Origin of the sequence: Actinoplanes utahensis, from assembly GCF_016862455.1 — a bacterium.
GTDB lineage: Bacteria > Actinomycetota > Actinomycetes > Mycobacteriales > Micromonosporaceae > Actinoplanes > Actinoplanes utahensis.
In genome coordinates, this window is sequence record NZ_BOMZ01000010.1 from 58749 (window position 1) to 75096 (window position 16348).

Genomic DNA, 16348 nt, shown 5'->3' on the forward strand with positions numbered 1-16348 from the left:
GCCACCGGCCTGACCGGCCGTCACCTCCGGTCGCGCAGCGTCTGCGACGGGGTCACGCCGAACCGGGCTCGATAGGCGCCGGCGAACCGGCCCAGGTGGGTGAAGCCGTACCGGTACGCGACCTCGCTGACACTGGCCTGCCCGGCGTCGGCGCGGGAGAGCTCGGCGTGCACGTGGTCCAGGCGCAGCCGGCGCAGGTAGGTGAGCGGGGACATGCCGACGTGCTGGCGGAACGCCTCCTGCAGCACGCGCACACCCACGCCGGCGAGGTCCGCGAGATCCCGCGTACGGTACTCGCGGCCGGGCTCGGCGTGCATCGCGTCGAGAGCGCGTTTGACCGTACGCGGCCGGTGTGGTCCCTGAAGTCCCGCCGGTTCCTCGCCGTAGGGGTGCTCGACCGTCAGGGCCAGCCCGGACACCACCATGTCCCGCCAGCGGGCCGCCATCCGGGGCTGGCTGGCCAGCCCGTCCGGCCCGCACAGCTCGGACAGCAGCAGCCGCACCAGCGCCGCCCAGGTCCGGCCGGGGCCGTCGACCAGGTCGAACCCGGTGCCGAGCGGCAGCGGGGAGACGACCCGCTGGTCGAGGGCGGCGTCCACCTCGCGTTCCAGGGCGGCGCGTTCGACCTTGACGCTGAGCAGGCGGCAGGAGCCGGGCCAGTCCAGCTCGATGTCGCCGGTCGGGCGGTAGACCAGGGCCCGGGTCGGGTCGGCGTGCGCCACCGCGCCGCGGTGCCGGGAACGCAGCACCCCGGTGAGGGGCACCAGGACGTGGTACGCCGTCTCGAGCGCCTCGATCGACACCCGGATGTCGGTGCCGTACCCCACCTCGCCGACGGTGATCGGGCCGAGCAGCACCACGTCCGCGGAGAAGTCGATGCGGGGGGCGTCGCCGACCGGTTCGATCCGCAGCGGCCCGTAGTACATCCGGCGGCAGAACTCCCGGGCCTCGTCCATGTCGGTGGTGCGCAGGCCGACATGGACCGGGATGTCCGCGCCCGGCGACGCCGGGCCCGGGAGCCGACCGCCTGCCATGCCGTCCAGACTAGACCGGAACCGGCATCCGGCCGGGGACCAGATGTGCCGGCCAGGTGACCTCCGCGACCGCACCGCCCCGCACCTCGACCTGCGTGAGCGGGGTGTCCGCGTCCTGCCAGACCACGTAACGGCCCTCCGGAAGGCTGTCGATGACCACGCAGAAGGTGACACCGGAGCGGACATAACGGGCGCGCACCGCGGCGTGGGTACGCCGTCCGGTGTCCTCCACCGGGGACACCTCGATCTCGTGCCCCTGCAACCGCGCCCCGGTGTTGATGATCAGCGCGCCGATCGGGCCGCCGATGTTCAGCATGACCGTCCCCTGTCCGGACGGGGCGAGCGTGTGGTGGTGGTGACCGTGGCTCATGAGGGGTTTCCGAATCCGTCGAAGGGGGTGGGCAGGAACGGGAACTTCTTGAGCAGCGAGGCGCTGACGTCCTTGATGGTCAGCCCCTGCTCGACCAGCCCGGCCGCGGCATCCGCCGTGAACTCCTTGTTCACCAGCGGCAGCGTCGCCCCGGCGACGGCCCGGATCGAGATGGAGACGACGTCGTCGGCGATCCGGCGGCCGTTCGGGAAGCCGGCGAGGTCGCCACCGACCACCCCGAAGGCGTTCTCCTTCTTGGCCGGCGGGATGGCCGTGTTCAGCCGCAGCATGTCGGCCTGCAGGGTGCCGGTGTTGTTCTGGAAGCCCTCGATGATCCCGTCCGGGATGCCGGTCAGCAGGATCGCCAGCAGATCCGCACGCGGGTCCTTCGTCTTGTTGAAGGCGGCCAGGTTGTCGAACAGGCCCGGGTAGAGCGCCGGCAGCAGCGCGCCGAGCTCCGGGGTGGCGACGAACTCGGCGAACCGCTTGTCCTCGCTCGGCGGCAGGCTGTTCCACTTGTCCTTCTGCGCCATCGGCACGATGACCTCGTTGAACAGCGGGTTGCCGAGGCGGGACACCTGCACCGGCGGGCCCACCACGACGTCGCCGGAGCCCTTGTCGCCGCGCACCTCGACCTGCCGGCGACTGGCCGAGGTCCAGACGCCGATGACCGCGCCGGCGTCCTTGGCCCGGACCCGCTTCTTGCCGTCCCGGCGGACCATGTGCAGCGGGATCTGCAGGGCGATGCTGTGCACGTTGGTCTTGTCGGTGGCGTTGACCGCCTTGCCGGCGTAGTTGAACAGTTGCGCGCCGACCAGGTGCTCGTCCTGGAAGGGGCGCAGGGTTCCCAGGTCGAAGATCGAGCCGAGGTCGACGAAGAAGGCGTCGGCGCGCTGCCCGGCGAAGACCTTCTCCCCGGTCTTCAGCTTCTTCACCGCGTCCGCGGCCAGCTTGTCGTAATCCGGGATGGAGATCTTGCCGACGTTGCAGGGCGGGCACGGCAGCTTGTTCGCCAGCACGGTGCTCTTGCCGTGGCTGTCGACCTTGGTGACCGAGTAGAACTGGCGGCGGTTCCAGTTCGCACTGTCCAGCGACTCGATCTGGCCGGTGTTGTACAGGAACGTCTTGTCGTTGCGCAGTTCGGTGCGGAACCGGAACTGGTACGTGACGTCCGGCCGGGCGTCGCCGTTCGCGTCGATGTGGATCTCGTACAGCACGTCGTCGCCGAACTCGAAGAAGTTCGGGCCGCTGGCGGGGATCTGCAACGGCACGTAGTTGGCGATGATCGTGACGGTGTCCGGATCGTCGGGGCTGACGAACGCGTACAGGTCGGAACTGTCGGCGACGGGATCCTTGCTGATCTCCGGCGCTTCGCGGTGCGAGGACATGCGGGGGAATCTCCTGTCGGGGGGAGGTCAGCGACCGGCGGCCTTGAGCAGGCTCGCGACGAGTTCCTTGTCGGTTATCGTGGTGACCTTCTCGCCGGAGAAGACATCGATCGTGCCCTTCTTGACGTCGCGCAGGGAGACCACCAGCGGCGCGCCGTCGTCGTCGCTCCCCGACTCGCCGGCGAGGCTCAGCCCGGCCACCGAGGCGGCGGAGACGCCCACGCCGGTCGCGGCCAGCGCCAGCACGCGGCGGCGCGACAGCCACGAGGTATGGCCCGGGGCGCGGTAACGAACACGACTCATGCTTGGCCTTTCGTCGTTTGGGGGGCCTGCCAGGCGGTGGATCGTCGACGCCCGTCAGTACGAGATCCGGATGCGGGCGGTTCAACGGAAAATCGGCGAAGCCCCTCACCGGTCTCCGCGCCGGCGCAGGCGGGAGAGGCCCGCACCGGCTGCGGCCAGCAGCGCGACGGTGATCGCCCCGCCGATCAGCCAGTGACCGAAACCGGTCATCCCGTCGTCCTCCGCCGCGGCGAGCACCGGGACCGGCGTCCCGGAGAGCCGTACCGGGGGCGCCGTCTTCGTCCCGGCGGACTCGGGAGCCCGCGAGCCGGCGGCCGCCGGCGAGGCGGCGGGCGACGGCGCCCGCGAGGAGGCGGCGGGCGACGGAGCCCTGGTCGCCACCGGGGCCGGGAACACCAGGTCGGAGCAGGAGTAGTAGGTGTCCGGGGTGCTGGTGGTCGCCCACACCACGTAGAGGATGTGCCGCCCGGTCCGCCGCGGCAGATCGACCCGCATCCGGTACGACCCATCGGTCAGGGGCGGATCCTTCACCTCGGCCAGCTCGGTGAGGTCGGCCCAGTTCAGCTTCCGGTCCGGCGCGTATCCCGGCTCGGTGAGGTAGATCCGGAACGACCCCCGGTGCGGGATGGTCCCCCGATACGTGATCCTCAGGTTCTGCCCGGACCGCACCGTCGTGGACGGGAAGTCGTCGCGGGCCAGGTCCAGTCCCCGGTAGTCCTCCAGCCCGCCGCTGCACAACCGCCCGTCCGGCACCCGGGCCCGGTCGTCGCCGTTCACGTTCGCGAGCCGCAGATTGTCGTACGCCCCGAGGAATCCGCCGGTGGCCTTCAGCGCGGCCCGGCAGGCCGTCGCGTCCCGCGCGGTCCCGTTGCCGGCGCAGGCCGCGGTCCGGCTGATCGGGGTCACCGGCGACCCGTGGGCCAGCGCGGGCGCGGGCAGGGCCGGCACGGCGGCCGTGGCCAGCAGGCCGAGAGCGGCGAGACGTCGGACGAGCATGGGTTCTCCCGGTGCGGCGGACGAGTGGAGCACCCGGAGGTACGGAGTTCAGGCACCGCTCGTTCAGCGGCCATCGACCTGTGATTGCATGGCCGAGTCAGTAAGAAACCAGGAGGATTCATGAGCAAGCCCGATGTCGGCCCCATTCCCGACGCTCCCGCCACCGAGCTGGCGATCGAGGACATCGTCGTGGGCGAGGGCCAGGAGGCGAAGCCCGGCGACTTCGTGAGCGTCCACTACGTCGGTGTCGCCCAGTCCACGGGCAAGGAGTTCGACGCCTCCTACAACCGGGGCGAGCCGTTCGGTTTCCGGGTGGCGGGCCAGCAGGTCATCGCCGGCTGGGACCAGGGCGTGGCCGGGATGAAGGTCGGCGGCCGCCGCAAGCTGATCATCCCGCCGCACCTGGGTTACGGCGCGCGCGGTGCCGCCGGCGCGATCAAGCCGAACGAGACCCTCGTCTTCGTGGTGGACCTGCTCCAGGTCCACTGAGCCGCACACCGCCCGGTGGCCGCCCCGCGGGATCGGCCACCGGGCGGGACGGTCGTATTTCGATAGAGGATCGACAGCACCGGCCGTCATCCTGAGAAGCATGGTTCCGATGGAGTATCCCGGTGTGCCGACGGTGCGCACGGTCCCGACCGCCGATCTGGACCCCGGTGCGCGGCAGGCGATCCGCCACCTGCTCGACCTGGCCTTCGACGGCGGGTTCGACGACCACGACTGGGATCACGCGCAGGGCGGCTCGCACCTGCTGATCACGCACGACGGCGTCCCGGTCGCGCACGGCGCCGTGGTGCAGCGCCGGTTCCTGCTCGGTGGGCGGACGCTGCGCTGCGGTTACGTCGAGGCGGTCGCGGTCCACCCGGCCTGGCGGCGGCGCGGGCTGGCGTCGGCCGTGATGACCGAGGCCGAGCGGCTGATCGACGGTGGTTTCGAGCTGGGCGCCCTCTCCGCCTCCGCGGCGGGCCGCGACCTCTACCTGGGCCGCGGCTGGGTGGTGTGGCAGGGCCCGACAGCGGTCCTCTCGCCGGGCGGAGTGGTGCGCACCCCGGAGGACGACGGCGGCACGCTGGTCCGGCCCGTTCCGGGACTGGACGTCACCGGCGAGCTGATCTGCGACTGGCGCGACGGCGACGTCTGGTGATCAGCGGGTGCCCCAGAGCCGTTCCAGCAGCAGCCGGAGCGCCCCCGTCACGTCGTCGGCGGGCCGCTCCAGCGCCCGCGCGTCGGCCACCCCGACGACCGCGACGGTCGCCGCGGTGATCAGCGCGAGGCCGGGGGCCGGGTCGATCAGCCCGATCCGCACCCCGTCGGCGACCAGGGCGCTGATCCACGGGTCCTCGTCGCCGGGCCGGGGTCTCGCCGCGGCCAGCACCGCCCGGTCGGCCGGCTGCTCCCGCAGGTGCCGCGCCAGCCGCCCGGCGCCGTCGGTGAAGCGTTCCCACAGCTCGTCGGGGGTGGTGACCGGCTCCCATCGGCCGAGCACCTCCCGCACCCGTTCCCCCGCGTCGGCCGCGACCACCGCGAACAGGTCGTCCTTGCCGTCGAAGTAGTGGTACGCGCTGGTCTTGGAGATCCCCGCGTCCGCGATGATCCGGTTGAACGAGGCGCCGTCCCGCCCGTCTCGCGCGAAATGCTCGCGGGCCACGGCCAGGATGGCGGCACGGGTCGCGGGGGGAAGGCGGTCGAAGCGGGGCAGCGGCATGCCCGGAATCCTAGGTTCCGGCTGGTGGCCGGCGCGCTCGCGCGGCGTTGAGGCGGACGGTGAGGTGCCAGTGGACGGCCCACAGTGGCAGCGCCACCGCTCCCCCGGCGAGACCGGCCACGCCGGGCAGCAGCGAGACGATCTGGGCCGCGCACCAGCCGAATCCGAGGATCGACCAGCGCCGCACCGGCCCGGGCGGGACGCCGTCGGCGGCCAGCGAGGCGGCGACCGCCCGGACGATGAAGAAGTCCTCGACGAAGTTGTGCGGGACCGCGAACATCCACCACACCGAGGCGGGCCGGGCCCGGCGCGCCCACGGCCGCACCGTCGTCAGCGTGCGCTGCAGGGTGCGGCAGTAGAGCGCGACCAGGCCGAGGAACCCGAGGACGATCGCGGCGCTAATCCACGGGGGCCGCCCCGCGATCTCCGTCAGGATGCCGCCGCCCCACTGCGGAGCCCAGAGCGGCTGGGTCAGCAGGATCAGCACACCGGTCGTCCCGAGCAGACGCACCACCAGCCTCATACCGCGGAAGAGTACCGGTGGTGTGTACTACTGGTACACCCTCGCCGATCGGGTTCACGACTGCCTCTGCAGCGAGGCGCAGTTCGTCTCGTCGGGCAGCAGCGGGCGGAAGTCGATCTGCCACTTCTTGCCGGCGGACTCCCACGGCGTGCGCTCGGTGGCCTTCTCCGCGGCCGCCCAGACCTCATCCTTCTCCGTACCCTCGACGGTCAAGCAGTTGATCTTGAGGTTCGGATTGAGGACGCCGCCGGGCAGCTCCGGGCCGGGCCAGGCGACCGGGGCGCCACCCGCGCCGTCACCGGTGTCCTGATAGGGCTGGGCCAGCACCGCGACCCGCTCCGGCCGATAGGCCGCGGCCGGCGGGCTGCCCGCCTCGGCGACCATCCGGGTCAGCGACGCGAGGAAGTCCGACAGCTTCTTGCGGGCGGCGTGCTGCTCCTTGGTGAGCGCGCTGTCGTCCGGGCTGGCCCCGTTGAGCGCCATCACCTCGACGCTCTGCTCGCCGTTCTCGGTGATCACGGTGATCCGGGTGCTGGGCATGTCGGCGACGCCGGGGATGCCGAAGTCGCCGCCGGCCCGGACGCCCGCCGCGACCGCCTCGGTGGTCAGCTCCTTGACGCGCTCCTGGCTGATCCGGATCTCCTGCAGGTTGGGCAGCGCCGGGCCGGGATACTTCAGCGTCACCGGCCCCTCGGTCAGCGCGCGCCCGTCGGCGTAGAGGCTGAACAGCGGGAGCCGGGACGGGATGGTCTCGGCGGGGACGAATCCGCCCCGGTACTCCACGCGGAGGGCGACGGTCGCGTCGGCGCCCTCGGTGGTGGCGCTCTCGGTGACCGGCGCGGAGGACGAGGCCGGAGCGGCGGCCACACCGGCGGCGCCGGGCTGTGCGCAGGCGCTCAGCAGCAGGAGGGGGACGGCGGCGGCGGTCAGGAGGCCGCGGTGAATGGTCATGATTTGTACGACGACCCAGGTCCCTCCCGGGTTCCGGCCCCGGGCCGAAGTTATTCGGCGACCACCCGGGCCCGGCGTCCGAGCACCTCGACCACGTCACCCGGATGGAGTTGACGGCCCCGCCGGGTGTCCACCTCGCCGTTGACCGTCACGTCGCCGGAGCTGATCAGGATCTTGCCCTCCCCGCCGGTGTCGGTGAGATCGGCCAGCTTGAGGAACTGGCCGAGCCGGATCATGTCGCCGTCGATGGGCACGTCACGCATGGGTTCATCATCCGCCACGAGATCGTCCGGAAATCTTCTGGGTCCGCGTTGAACCATCGGGACCGGTGATCCGAACTACATGTCGTGAGGCATCCGACGAGGGCCCGCCGCGCGGGCGTGCTGACCGCTGTGACCGCTGCCGGCGTGTTCTTCGCCGCCGGCCCGGCCGCGGCGGACGTGACCGTGAACCCGCCGACGGCGCCGCAGGGCAGTGGAGCGAACCTGAGCTTCCATGTGACCAATGAGGGCACGTCGCCGATCACCGAGGTGACACTGAGGATCCCGGCGGACACCCCGGTCGCGGAGGTGTACCCGCTGTCGGTGGACGACTGGGCTCCGAAGATCAGTTATCGGAAGCTCACCGTGCCGCTGAAGACCATCCACGGCGCCACCCCCACCACCGAGGCCGCCGACTCGATCGTCTGGCTCGCGGTGAACGGCGTCACCATCGAGCCGGGGAAGTCCGCGGACCTGACGGTCGCTCTCGGGCCGCTGCCCACGCTGAGCTCGATGCGGTTCACCGTGGAGACGAAGTACGCCGGGGGCGCGGCCGGCCCGGTCATGCCGGCGACCGTGACCCTGACCCCGTCGGACGGCAGCCGGCCGGTGTCGCACCACGGCGGCGCGGGCACCGGGACGGCCTCGGCCGAGGAGGCGCTGTTCGCGCAGCTCGCCGCGAACGCCCAGGACGACGGCCCGTCGTGGCTCTCGCTGTCCGGGTGGGGCGTGGCCGTGCTGGCCCTGCTCGGCGCCGGCGGGATGCTGCTGCGCGGCCGGCATCGCGCCAAGGAGGAGGAGCCGGACGACGGCCCCACCTCGCCGGAGGAGAAGGAGCCCGTCGGGGCCGGCGCCGGCGGCAAGTGGAGCTACAAGGACTGAGACTTCCCATGCAGGCCGGGCCTGCGAGGGAGAAGGTTCCACGCGGGTGGGCGTGGAACCTGTCGTGGCGAGCGCGTGGGGCGCACGACCGCGACCAGCGGGTGGGGCCCGGGCAAGGCCCGTGATCCGCGTGCCGTACGGGCGGGGTCCTCGCGGGCCCCGTCCGTACGGTCAGACCGGGACGACGCGCTCGGTGCGCAGCGCGTCGATGATCTCGCGTTCCACCCGGTCGGACTCGTCGTGCGGGACCTGGCAGGTGCCGGCCGCGAGATGACCGCCGCCGCCGTAGCGCAGCATCACCTCGCCGATGTCCACCGGGGAGGTCCGGTCCAGGATCGACTTGCCGCAGGCGAAGACGGTGTTGAGTCTCTGCCGGCCCCAGATGATGTGCACCGAGACCCGGGACTCGGGGAACAGCGCGTACACCATGAACCGGTTGCCGGCCTCGATGACCTCCTCGTCGCGCAGATCGACGATCACCACGTCGCCGTCCAGCCGGCAGACCCGGTGCAGCTGTTCGACGAAGCGGGCCGAGCAGTCGTGGAAGAGCTCGGCGCGTTCCACCACGTCGGGCAGGGCGAGGATCTCGTTGACGTCGTTGTGCTCGATGCAGGCGTCGATGAGCTGCATCATCAGCTGGTAGTTGGAGATCCGGAAGTTGCGGAACCGGCCCAGCCCGGTCCGGCTGTCCATCAGGAAGTTCAGCAGCGTCCAGCCGGTCGGGCTGAGGATGTCGGTGAGGGTGTAGTCGGCCGAGTCGGCCTGGTCCACCGCCCGCATCAACTCGTCGGTGACCTTCGGGAACCGCTCCCTGCCGCCGAAGTGCTCGTAGATCACCCGGGCCGCCGACGGCGCCTCGGCGTCGATCACGTGGTTGCTCCGGCCGCCGTCGTTGCGCAGCGTCTCGGAGTGGTGGTGGTCGAAGACCATGTTGGCGCGTCCGTCGTACGGCAGGTTGGTGAGGATGTCCCGGTCGGTGACGTCGACGACGCCGTCCTGAACATCCTTGGGGTGCACGAAGAGGATGTCGTCGATCATGTCGAGATGGCGTAGGAGCACGGCGCACACGAGACCGTCGAAGTCGCTTCGGGTCACGAGCCGGTACTTCACGGGGTCCCCCTCGGTTGCCAGACCTTTGGGACCAGTTTGCCACCTTTCTGCCATTCGTCCGGGCTGCATCGGCTTATGAACGTGTTCACCGCCACGTTGTCCCGCTTTCCAGGAAGCGGATGAACCCTCCGAGCCGTTCCAGCCGTAGGGTTCAGACGGACGGTAACGACCCGGTCGGAGGACTCGCAGAAGATGGACCACGCACCTCAGCTCATCCAGGAGCGCAGCGCCCCGCCAGCCACGCTGGTGATCTTCGGCGCCTCCGGTGACCTGACCCGCCGCAAGCTGCTCCCGGCGGTGGAGAACCTGGCTCGCCACGGCCGCCTCCCCGACCAGTTCGCCCTCGTCGGCGTCGCCCGCACCCCGATGAGCGACGAGCAGTTCGCCGAGAGCGCCCTCGGGGGCCGCAGCCTGGCCGAGAAGCGGCAGCTCGCCGGCGGTATCCGGTACGTGGCCGGCGGCTACGACGACCCGGACACCTACAAGCGCCTGGCCGAGACGCTCGACGAGCTGGACGCGCAGCGCGGCACCTCCGGCAACCGGCTGTTCTACCTGTCCACCCCGGCGAACGCGTTCGAGCCGGTGATCTGCGGCCTGGCCGGCGCCGGGCTGAACCAGGCGAACGAGGGCTCCTTCGCCCGCCTGGTGATCGAGAAGCCGTACGGGCGGGATGTGGCGTCGGCCCGCGAGCTGGACGGCGTGGTGCACGCCGCGTTCGACGAGCACAACGTCTTCCGCATCGACCACTACCTGGGCAAGGACACCGTCCAGAACGTGCTGGCGCTGCGCTTCGCCAACTCGATCTTCCAGCCGATCTGGGACCGGTCCTGGGTCGACCACGTGCAGATCACGGTGGCCGAGACGCTCGGCGTCGGCACCCGCGGAGGCTTCTACGAGTCGGCCGGCGCGATGCGTGACATCGTGCAGAACCACGTGCTCCAGGTCCTCGCGCTCGCGCTGATGGAGCCGCCGGCGTCGTTCGGCGGCGAGGGCCTGCGCAGCGAGAAGGTGAAGCTGCTGCAGGCGATCCGGCTGCCCACCGACCGGGACATCGCCGACGCCGCGGTCCGCGGTCAGTACACCCGTGGCGGCACCCGCGAGGAGCTGATGGCCGGCTACCGCGAGGAGGTCGGCGTCGACCCGCTGTCGCGTACCGAGACGTACGCCGCGCTCCGGCTGAACGTGGACAACTGGCGCTGGGCCGGCGTCCCGTTCTACGTGCGGACCGGCAAGCGCCTGCCGGCCCGGGTCACCGAGGTGGCGCTGCAGTTCCAGCGCCCGCCGCACCTGCCGATCCCGACCAACCAGCTCACCGAACTGGACGCGGACGCGCTGATCCTGCGCATCCAGCCGAACGAGGGCATCTCGCTGCGCTTCGGCGCGAAGGTGCCGGGCCACTCGTTCCGGGTGCGGACCGCCGCCATGGAGTTCTCCTACGACCAGACGTTCGTCGAGGAGTCCCCGGAGGCGTACGAGCGGCTGCTCCTGGACGCCCTCCTCGGCGACGCGTCCCTGTTCATCCGCAGCGACGAGGTCGAGCAGTCCTGGCGGGTCGTCGACCCGATCATCGAGCACTGGGCGAACGACCGGTCCCCGATCCCGACGTACGAGGCCGCCTCGTGGGGCCCGACCGACGCGGACCGGTTGATCGGCCGTAACGGCCGCAAGTGGCGCAACGTCGGCGCCTGAGTGCCGCATCCTGCGTGTGGTGACGGGCTCGCATAGGGTGTTCATCGATCCTTAGTTGAGCCCGTTCCACCGTGAGGACAGACGAATATGCAGGTCTCGGTCGCGCATCATCCACCGAACACGGCCGTGCTGGTGCTGCGCGGGTCACTCGACATCGACACCGCCCCCGCTCTCAAGGCGAACCTGAGCCGCCTCGTCGAACGGTCGAGCCCACGCGTCGTGGTGGACGTCTCCGGCCTCGACTTCTGCGACTCGATGGGCGTCGGTGTGCTGGTCACCGCGCACGGCCGGGCCAACGAGCGGGGCGGCTGGGTGCGTCTCGCCGCCCCGTCGGGCTTCCTGCGCCGGCTCTTCGACACCCTCGGGCTCAGCGATTACCTGCCGATGTTCCCCGACGTGGCGACGGCTCTCAAAGAGGAGTGACGGTGTTGAGGGCGGCCACCGCCGCCCCCCGCGCCCCGGCCATGTCCCGGTCCGGGACGAGGGCGAAGGTGGCCACCGCCTTCTGTTCGTCGCGCAGGTCGGTGGCCTCCCGGACGCTGTTGAGGAACCACTGCCGGAAGTGCGGCGCGGCCTCCACCACACCGCCGCCGAGGAAGTACGCCGCCGGGTCGGTGAAGTTCGCGGCGATGGTGAAGAGCTTGCCGATCGCCTTGGCCTGCTGCCCGAAGACGGCGAGCGCGAGCGCGTCGTCCTTCTCCCCGTAACCGCGCAGCGCCTTGGCCGCCGTGGCGATCGGCTCCTTGGCCAGCGGGTGGTCCGGGAACCGGGTCAGCCAGTACGGCAGCAGGTTGTTCCTGATGCCGGTCAGCGACGCCACGCTCTCCACGTCGCCGGCGAACCCGCAGTTGCACCGCGGCACCGGCTGGTCGTCCTCGAGGACGCCGTGCAGCGGGATCTGCACGTGCCCGAGCTCACCGGCCATCCCGGCCGCGCCGCGGATCACCGTGCCGGCCTCGACGACGCCGCCGCCCAGACCGGTGCCGACGATCGCCGACACCGACGAGTTGGCCGCCGCCGCGGCGCCGAAGTGCTGGTGGTGGGCGTACAGGGCGGCCGCGTTGCCGTCGTTGTTGTAGACCACCGGCAGGCCGAGCCGGGCCTCCAGGGCGCCGCGGATGTCGAAGCCGTGCCAGGAGACCTGGTTGAAGTTGGTCGCGCCCTTCGACGAGATCACCCCGTGGGCGCTGGCCGGGCCGGGGGTGTCCAGGCCGACCGCGCGGACCAGCGACAACGGGGTGCTGGTCAGCTCGAGGATGTTGGCGAACGCGCCGGCGAGGGCCTCGACCGCCGACTCGGGGCCGTCGAGCACCCGGCTCGGGTTCTCCACCAGGTTGTCGACGAGGAACTGCCCGGTCGCGTCGAGCACGGTGGCGTTGTTGCAGGTGCCGCCGTTGTCGAGTCCGACGACGACCCAGGACGACGGGGTGCGTACCGTTTCAGCCTGATCCACGGTCTTGAGACTAGGACAGGACGCCGTTTCCGGTAATGGGTGCGGCCGGATTGCGGGATCGTTAGTCACGGTTGCAACGGCGCGGATTCCCCGGTTCGGGCCGAACCGTCCGGCATGACCACGCCGACCCGCCGTACCGTGCTCGCCGGTTCCGTCGCCACCGCCGCCCTCACCGTCACCGGCCTCGCGGCCGGAACCTCCGCCGTCGCGGCGCCGGCGCCCGCCGCGGACGCGCTGGCGAGGACCCTGGGCGGCGACCCGATCGCTCACCTGCTGCGCCGCGCGACGTTCGGCGCGACGCCGGAGTCGCTCGCGAACGCGCGGAAGCTGGGGATCGCGGGCTGGCTGGACCGGCAGCTCGACCCGGCGCGGATCGCCGACCCCCGCTGCGATGCGGTCCTCGAACGGCTTCCCCTGGCGGGGGCCTCCGCCGCGACGGTACGGGCCACGCTCGCCAAGCACTCGTACGAGGCGTTCCAGCAGCTCGGCCGGGCCGCCATCGCCCGCGCCGCGTGGAGCGAGCGGCAGCTGTTCGAGCAGGCCGTCGCGTTCTGGTCGAACCACCTGCACATCGCCGCCCCGTCCAGCGGCGTCTGGGACACCCGCGCCGAGTACGACCGGGTGGTCATCCGCAAGCACGCGCTCGGGAAGTTCGCCGACATGCTCAAGGCCGCCGCGAGGCACCCGGCCATGCTGACCTACCTGGACCAGCGCTCGTCGAGCAAGGCGCACCCGAACGAGAACTACGCGCGTGAGCTGATGGAATTGCACACCGTCGGCCTGGTCTATCGCGAGGCGGACGTCCTGGCGGCGGCCCGGCTGCTGACCGGCATGACGGTCGGCAAGTCCGGCGGGTACGTCTACGACGCGAGCCGGCACGCCACCGGCGCCGTCGACATCCTCGGCTTCCGGCACGCCAACGCCGCCTCGGACGGTGAGGCCGCCGCGCTCGCGTTCCTCGACCATCTGGCCCGGCACCGGGCCACCGCCGAGCGGATCGCCCGCAAGCTGTGCGTCCGGTTCGTCGCCGACGAGGCGCCCGCGTCCCTGGTCGCCGAGCTGGCGCGGGTGTACCTGGCCAACGACACCGCGATCGCGCCGGTGCTGCGGGCGCTGTTCCTCTCCCCCGAGTTCGCCGCCTCGGTGGGGCGGAAGACCCGCACCCCGTTCGAGGACACCGTCGCCGCGGTCCGGGCGCTCGGCCTGGGCCCGGACGCCTCCGGCACGAAGTCCCTGGACGCCCTCTACAACAACCTGGTGTCGGCCGGGAACGCGCCGTTCCGCTGGAGCGCGCCGAACGGGTTCCCGGACGTGGCCGCGGCCTGGGCGTCGCCGTCGGCGTTCCTGCTGCGCTGCAACCTGCACCTGAACCTCGCCGCCGGCTGGTACCCGCGGCAGCTCACCCGACCGGCGAACCTGCTGAGGTCGCTGGTGCCGGTGCTGCCGGCCACCTGGGGCGCGCTGGTGGACGCGCTGGCCGTACGCCTGATCGGGGTGAAGCTGCCGGCCGCGCACACCGCCGCCGTGCTCAGTGTCGCGGGCAAGGTGCCGACCAGTCCTCTGACCGCCAAGGACAAGGCCCTCGCCGGCGCCGCGCCGTACCTCGTCGCTCTTGTTCTTGACTCGCCGTCCTTCCAGTTGAGGTGACGCATGACGACGGTGCTGTGCTGTGACGAGAACGAGAAGCTGCGGCTGTCCCGGCGCGGGGTGCTGGGCCGGGGTCTCGCGGTGGGCGCCGTCGCCGCGCTGAGCGGCCTGGCGAGCGAGGCCGTCGACACCCGGCTGGCGTTCGCCGCCGGGCGGTACACCGGGGACACCCTCGTGGTGGTGTCGCTGCGCGGCGGTTTCGACGGGCTGTCGGCGTTCGCCCCGATCGGGGACACCGCGTACTACCGGGCCCGGCCGGGCATCGCCGTACCGAAATCGTCAGTCATCGCCGGGGAGGGCGGCCTGTTCGGGCTGCACCCGGCGCTCGCGCCGCTGCTGCCGCAGTGGAGGGCGGGCCGGCTCGCCGCCGTGCACGCGGTCGGCCAGCCGAACCCGACCCGGTCGCATTTCGCCGCCATGGAGGCGATGGAGAACGCCGCCCCGGGCAGTTCGATCCGCAGCGGCTGGCTGGACCGGATGCTCGGCCTGACCGGCGCCGGCGGGCCGCTCGCCGCGGTGTCGATGGGCGAGGCGATGCCGGCCCGGCTGCTGGCCGGTCCCTCGGTGGACGTGTCGATGACGGGCGTCGACGACTTCCACCTCGCCGCCGCCGACAAGAAGCCGATGGCCGCCGCGCTGCGGGTGATGTACGCCGACGCGCCGCCCCTGCTCGCCGCCCCCGCCCTGGCCGCCGACCGGGCCCTGGCCGCCACCGGCCCGGTGCGGATCGGCGGCTACCGGCCCGCGAACGGCGCGCGGTACCCGGACACCGATCTGGGCGCCGCCCTGTCCGACGTGGCCCGGCTGATCAAGGCCAGGGCGGGCCTGGTGACGGCGGCCGTCGACTGCGGTGACTGGGACATGCACGAGGGGCTCGGCCCGGCGGTGAGAGGCCAGCGGATGTACGACAACCTGGCCGCGTTCGCCGCGGCGCTGGCCGCCTTCACCACCGATCTCGGCGAGACCGCGATGAAGAGCGTGACGGTGCTGACGATCAGCGAGTTCGGCCGCCGGGTGAAGGAGAACGGCTCCGGCGGCGCCGACCACGGGCACGGCAACGCGATGATGCTGCTGGGCGGCGGGATCCGGGGCGGCCACGTCTATGGTGACTGGCCCGGCCTGGACCCGCGGGATCTGGTCGACGGCGATCTGGCGGCGACCACGGACTATCGCTCGGTGATCGGCGAGGTGCTGCAGAAGCGCTGCGGCCTGGGCGCCCTCGACGCCGTCTTCCCCGGCGTCCGGCCGTCCCGATTCGGGTTGGCCACCGCCCGCTGACGTCCCTTTCCTACAGTTATCTTTCCGATCTGACTTCTTTTCCGGCCACCCGGCCGGCACGAATCACCCTGAATGCGATCGCCGCCGGAAAGATGATTGATTCCACTCTCTTGAAACGGTCCAATTCACACCCGCTTAACATCGAACGAAGCATCGGCACGACAATACGAGAATGTTGCGAAAAGCGACCGGCGCCGATAGATTACCGGCAGGTTTCACGGAACTCGATCGGAGAATACGGTTGCGAATCGACAGTAAGCCCCTCATGCGCACCCTGGCCGCCGGCGCGGCCTCGCTGGTGACCGCCTCGGCCGGCCTCGTGCTGGTGACCTCCGGCCCGGCGCAGGCCGCGCCCCGGTGCTCCAACGGCAGGCCGACCACCGGCGCCGGGTCCTTCAAGAACAACACCGACCAGACCATCATGGTCAAGGGCGACAAGCACCTGGGCAACAACAGGTACAAGACCGTCGAGCTCGCGGTCGGCAGGAACGGCGGAACGGCCAGCAGCCTCTGCGACGTGGACTTCATCAAGACGTTCCACGACTGGTCCTACGACGGCATTCGCATCGACGGCGACAACTGGCAGAAAATCATCCTGAGCTGGAAATGCTGGAACACGCCGAATTCCGCGTACCGGATCGCCTGCGGCGGTAACTGACCGGATTCCGCATTCCCTCGATTCCCGTTCCCTCGAGGGCGGCGGACACCGGTGAAAAGAAAGTGCCCGGCGGGCCGAAACCCGCCGGGCACTTTCCGGAT

At 71.3% G+C, this 16348-nt stretch carries 19 protein-coding genes; 8 read left to right on the forward strand and 11 right to left on the reverse strand.

What is annotated here, in order from left to right; all coding sequences use genetic code 11:
• Window positions 1-20: 20 nt before the first annotated feature.
• From Aut01nite_RS02465 to Aut01nite_RS02485, 5 genes are all read right to left on the reverse strand, one after another.
• On the reverse strand, window positions 21-1034 hold the full coding sequence (locus tag Aut01nite_RS02465; protein WP_236643228.1) for an AraC family transcriptional regulator: 1014 nt from the start codon (window positions 1032-1034) through the stop codon (window positions 21-23).
• A gap of 10 nt (window positions 1035-1044) precedes the next feature.
• Window positions 1045-1404 carry a hypothetical protein gene (locus Aut01nite_RS02470; RefSeq protein ID WP_043533781.1) on the reverse strand — a complete coding sequence of 120 codons (360 nt, stop codon included), beginning with the start codon at window positions 1402-1404 and terminating at the stop codon, window positions 1045-1047.
• Complete coding sequence (locus Aut01nite_RS02475) at window positions 1401-2792, reverse strand: DUF4331 domain-containing protein (protein WP_043533780.1); 1392 nt, start codon at window positions 2790-2792, stop codon at window positions 1401-1403. Before Aut01nite_RS02475 ends, Aut01nite_RS02470 begins: the two co-directional genes overlap by 4 nt.
• 27 nt (window positions 2793-2819) lie before the next feature.
• Window positions 2820-3095 (reverse strand): hypothetical protein, encoded by a 276-nt coding sequence (locus tag Aut01nite_RS02480; protein WP_043533779.1) that lies wholly within the window; start codon window positions 3093-3095, stop codon window positions 2820-2822.
• A 105-nt stretch (window positions 3096-3200) separates the two neighbouring features.
• Window positions 3201-4091 (reverse strand): lytic polysaccharide monooxygenase, encoded by an 891-nt coding sequence (locus Aut01nite_RS02485; RefSeq protein ID WP_043533837.1) that lies wholly within the window; start codon window positions 4089-4091, stop codon window positions 3201-3203.
• A 120-nt stretch (window positions 4092-4211) separates the two neighbouring features.
• Between Aut01nite_RS02485 and Aut01nite_RS02490 the strand changes: the two genes are divergently transcribed.
• Both Aut01nite_RS02490 and Aut01nite_RS02495 read left to right on the forward strand, forming a co-directional pair.
• Entirely contained in the window at window positions 4212-4580 is a 369-nt protein-coding gene (locus Aut01nite_RS02490) for an FKBP-type peptidyl-prolyl cis-trans isomerase (protein WP_043533778.1), read from the forward strand.
• 100 nt (window positions 4581-4680) lie between these two features.
• Window positions 4681-5235: a GNAT family N-acetyltransferase gene (locus Aut01nite_RS02495; RefSeq protein WP_084000220.1), complete on the forward strand. Its 555-nt coding sequence runs from the start codon at window positions 4681-4683 to the stop codon at window positions 5233-5235.
• Here the strand turns inward: Aut01nite_RS02495 and Aut01nite_RS02500 are convergent, their stop codons facing one another.
• The 4 genes from Aut01nite_RS02500 to Aut01nite_RS02515 are packed head-to-tail and all read right to left on the reverse strand — an operon-like array spanning window position 5236 to window position 7533.
• Window positions 5236-5796: a TetR/AcrR family transcriptional regulator gene (locus Aut01nite_RS02500; protein ID WP_052164680.1), complete on the reverse strand. Its 561-nt coding sequence runs from the start codon at window positions 5794-5796 to the stop codon at window positions 5236-5238. It lies immediately after the preceding gene.
• A 10-nt stretch (window positions 5797-5806) separates the two neighbouring features.
• Entirely contained in the window at window positions 5807-6319 is a 513-nt protein-coding gene (locus tag Aut01nite_RS02505) for a hypothetical protein (RefSeq protein WP_043533777.1), read from the reverse strand.
• A 54-nt stretch (window positions 6320-6373) separates the two neighbouring features.
• The gene (locus Aut01nite_RS02510; RefSeq protein ID WP_043533776.1) at window positions 6374-7270 is read right to left on the reverse strand and encodes a hypothetical protein; all 897 of its coding nucleotides are present in this window, start codon (window positions 7268-7270) and stop codon (window positions 6374-6376) included.
• A gap of 50 nt (window positions 7271-7320) precedes the next feature.
• Window positions 7321-7533 (reverse strand): RNA-binding S4 domain-containing protein, encoded by a 213-nt coding sequence (locus Aut01nite_RS02515; protein WP_043533775.1) that lies wholly within the window; start codon window positions 7531-7533, stop codon window positions 7321-7323.
• A gap of 84 nt (window positions 7534-7617) precedes the next feature.
• On the opposite strand from Aut01nite_RS02515, the gene Aut01nite_RS02520 reads away from it, so the two are divergent.
• Window positions 7618-8412, forward strand: coding sequence for a DUF1775 domain-containing protein (locus tag Aut01nite_RS02520; RefSeq protein ID WP_084000218.1), 795 nt, complete (start codon window positions 7618-7620; stop codon window positions 8410-8412).
• Window positions 8413-8583: 171 nt separating this feature from the next.
• Here Aut01nite_RS02520 and Aut01nite_RS02525 read toward each other — a convergent pair whose 3' ends face one another.
• Window positions 8584-9522, reverse strand: a complete 939-nt coding sequence (locus Aut01nite_RS02525; RefSeq protein WP_043533774.1) for a DHH family phosphoesterase — start codon at window positions 9520-9522, stop codon at window positions 8584-8586.
• Window positions 9523-9714: 192 nt separating this feature from the next.
• On the opposite strand from Aut01nite_RS02525, the gene zwf reads away from it, so the two are divergent.
• Window positions 9715-11211: a glucose-6-phosphate dehydrogenase gene (gene zwf, locus Aut01nite_RS02530; RefSeq protein ID WP_043533773.1), complete on the forward strand. Its 1497-nt coding sequence runs from the start codon at window positions 9715-9717 to the stop codon at window positions 11209-11211.
• Between the two features lie 87 nt (window positions 11212-11298).
• The gene (locus Aut01nite_RS02535; RefSeq protein ID WP_043533772.1) at window positions 11299-11634 is read left to right on the forward strand and encodes an STAS domain-containing protein; all 336 of its coding nucleotides are present in this window, start codon (window positions 11299-11301) and stop codon (window positions 11632-11634) included.
• On the opposite strand, the gene Aut01nite_RS02540 is transcribed toward Aut01nite_RS02535, so the two are convergent.
• On the reverse strand, window positions 11621-12664 hold the full coding sequence (locus Aut01nite_RS02540) for an ROK family protein (protein WP_043533771.1): 1044 nt from the start codon (window positions 12662-12664) through the stop codon (window positions 11621-11623). The genes Aut01nite_RS02535 and Aut01nite_RS02540 overlap by 14 nt on opposite strands.
• A gap of 114 nt (window positions 12665-12778) precedes the next feature.
• Here Aut01nite_RS02540 and Aut01nite_RS02545 point away from each other — a divergent pair, with 114 nt between their 5' ends.
• The 3 genes from Aut01nite_RS02545 (at window position 12779) to Aut01nite_RS02555 (ending at window position 16247) form a co-directional block, all read left to right on the forward strand.
• Window positions 12779-14311, forward strand: a complete 1533-nt coding sequence (locus Aut01nite_RS02545; protein WP_043533770.1) for a DUF1800 domain-containing protein — start codon at window positions 12779-12781, stop codon at window positions 14309-14311.
• A gap of 3 nt (window positions 14312-14314) precedes the next feature.
• Complete coding sequence (locus tag Aut01nite_RS02550) at window positions 14315-15589, forward strand: DUF1501 domain-containing protein (protein WP_052164678.1); 1275 nt, start codon at window positions 14315-14317, stop codon at window positions 15587-15589.
• 172 nt (window positions 15590-15761) lie between these two features.
• Window positions 15762-16247, forward strand: coding sequence for a hypothetical protein (locus Aut01nite_RS02555; protein WP_152629154.1), 486 nt, complete (start codon window positions 15762-15764; stop codon window positions 16245-16247).
• The last annotated feature ends 101 nt before the right edge of the window (window positions 16248-16348 follow it).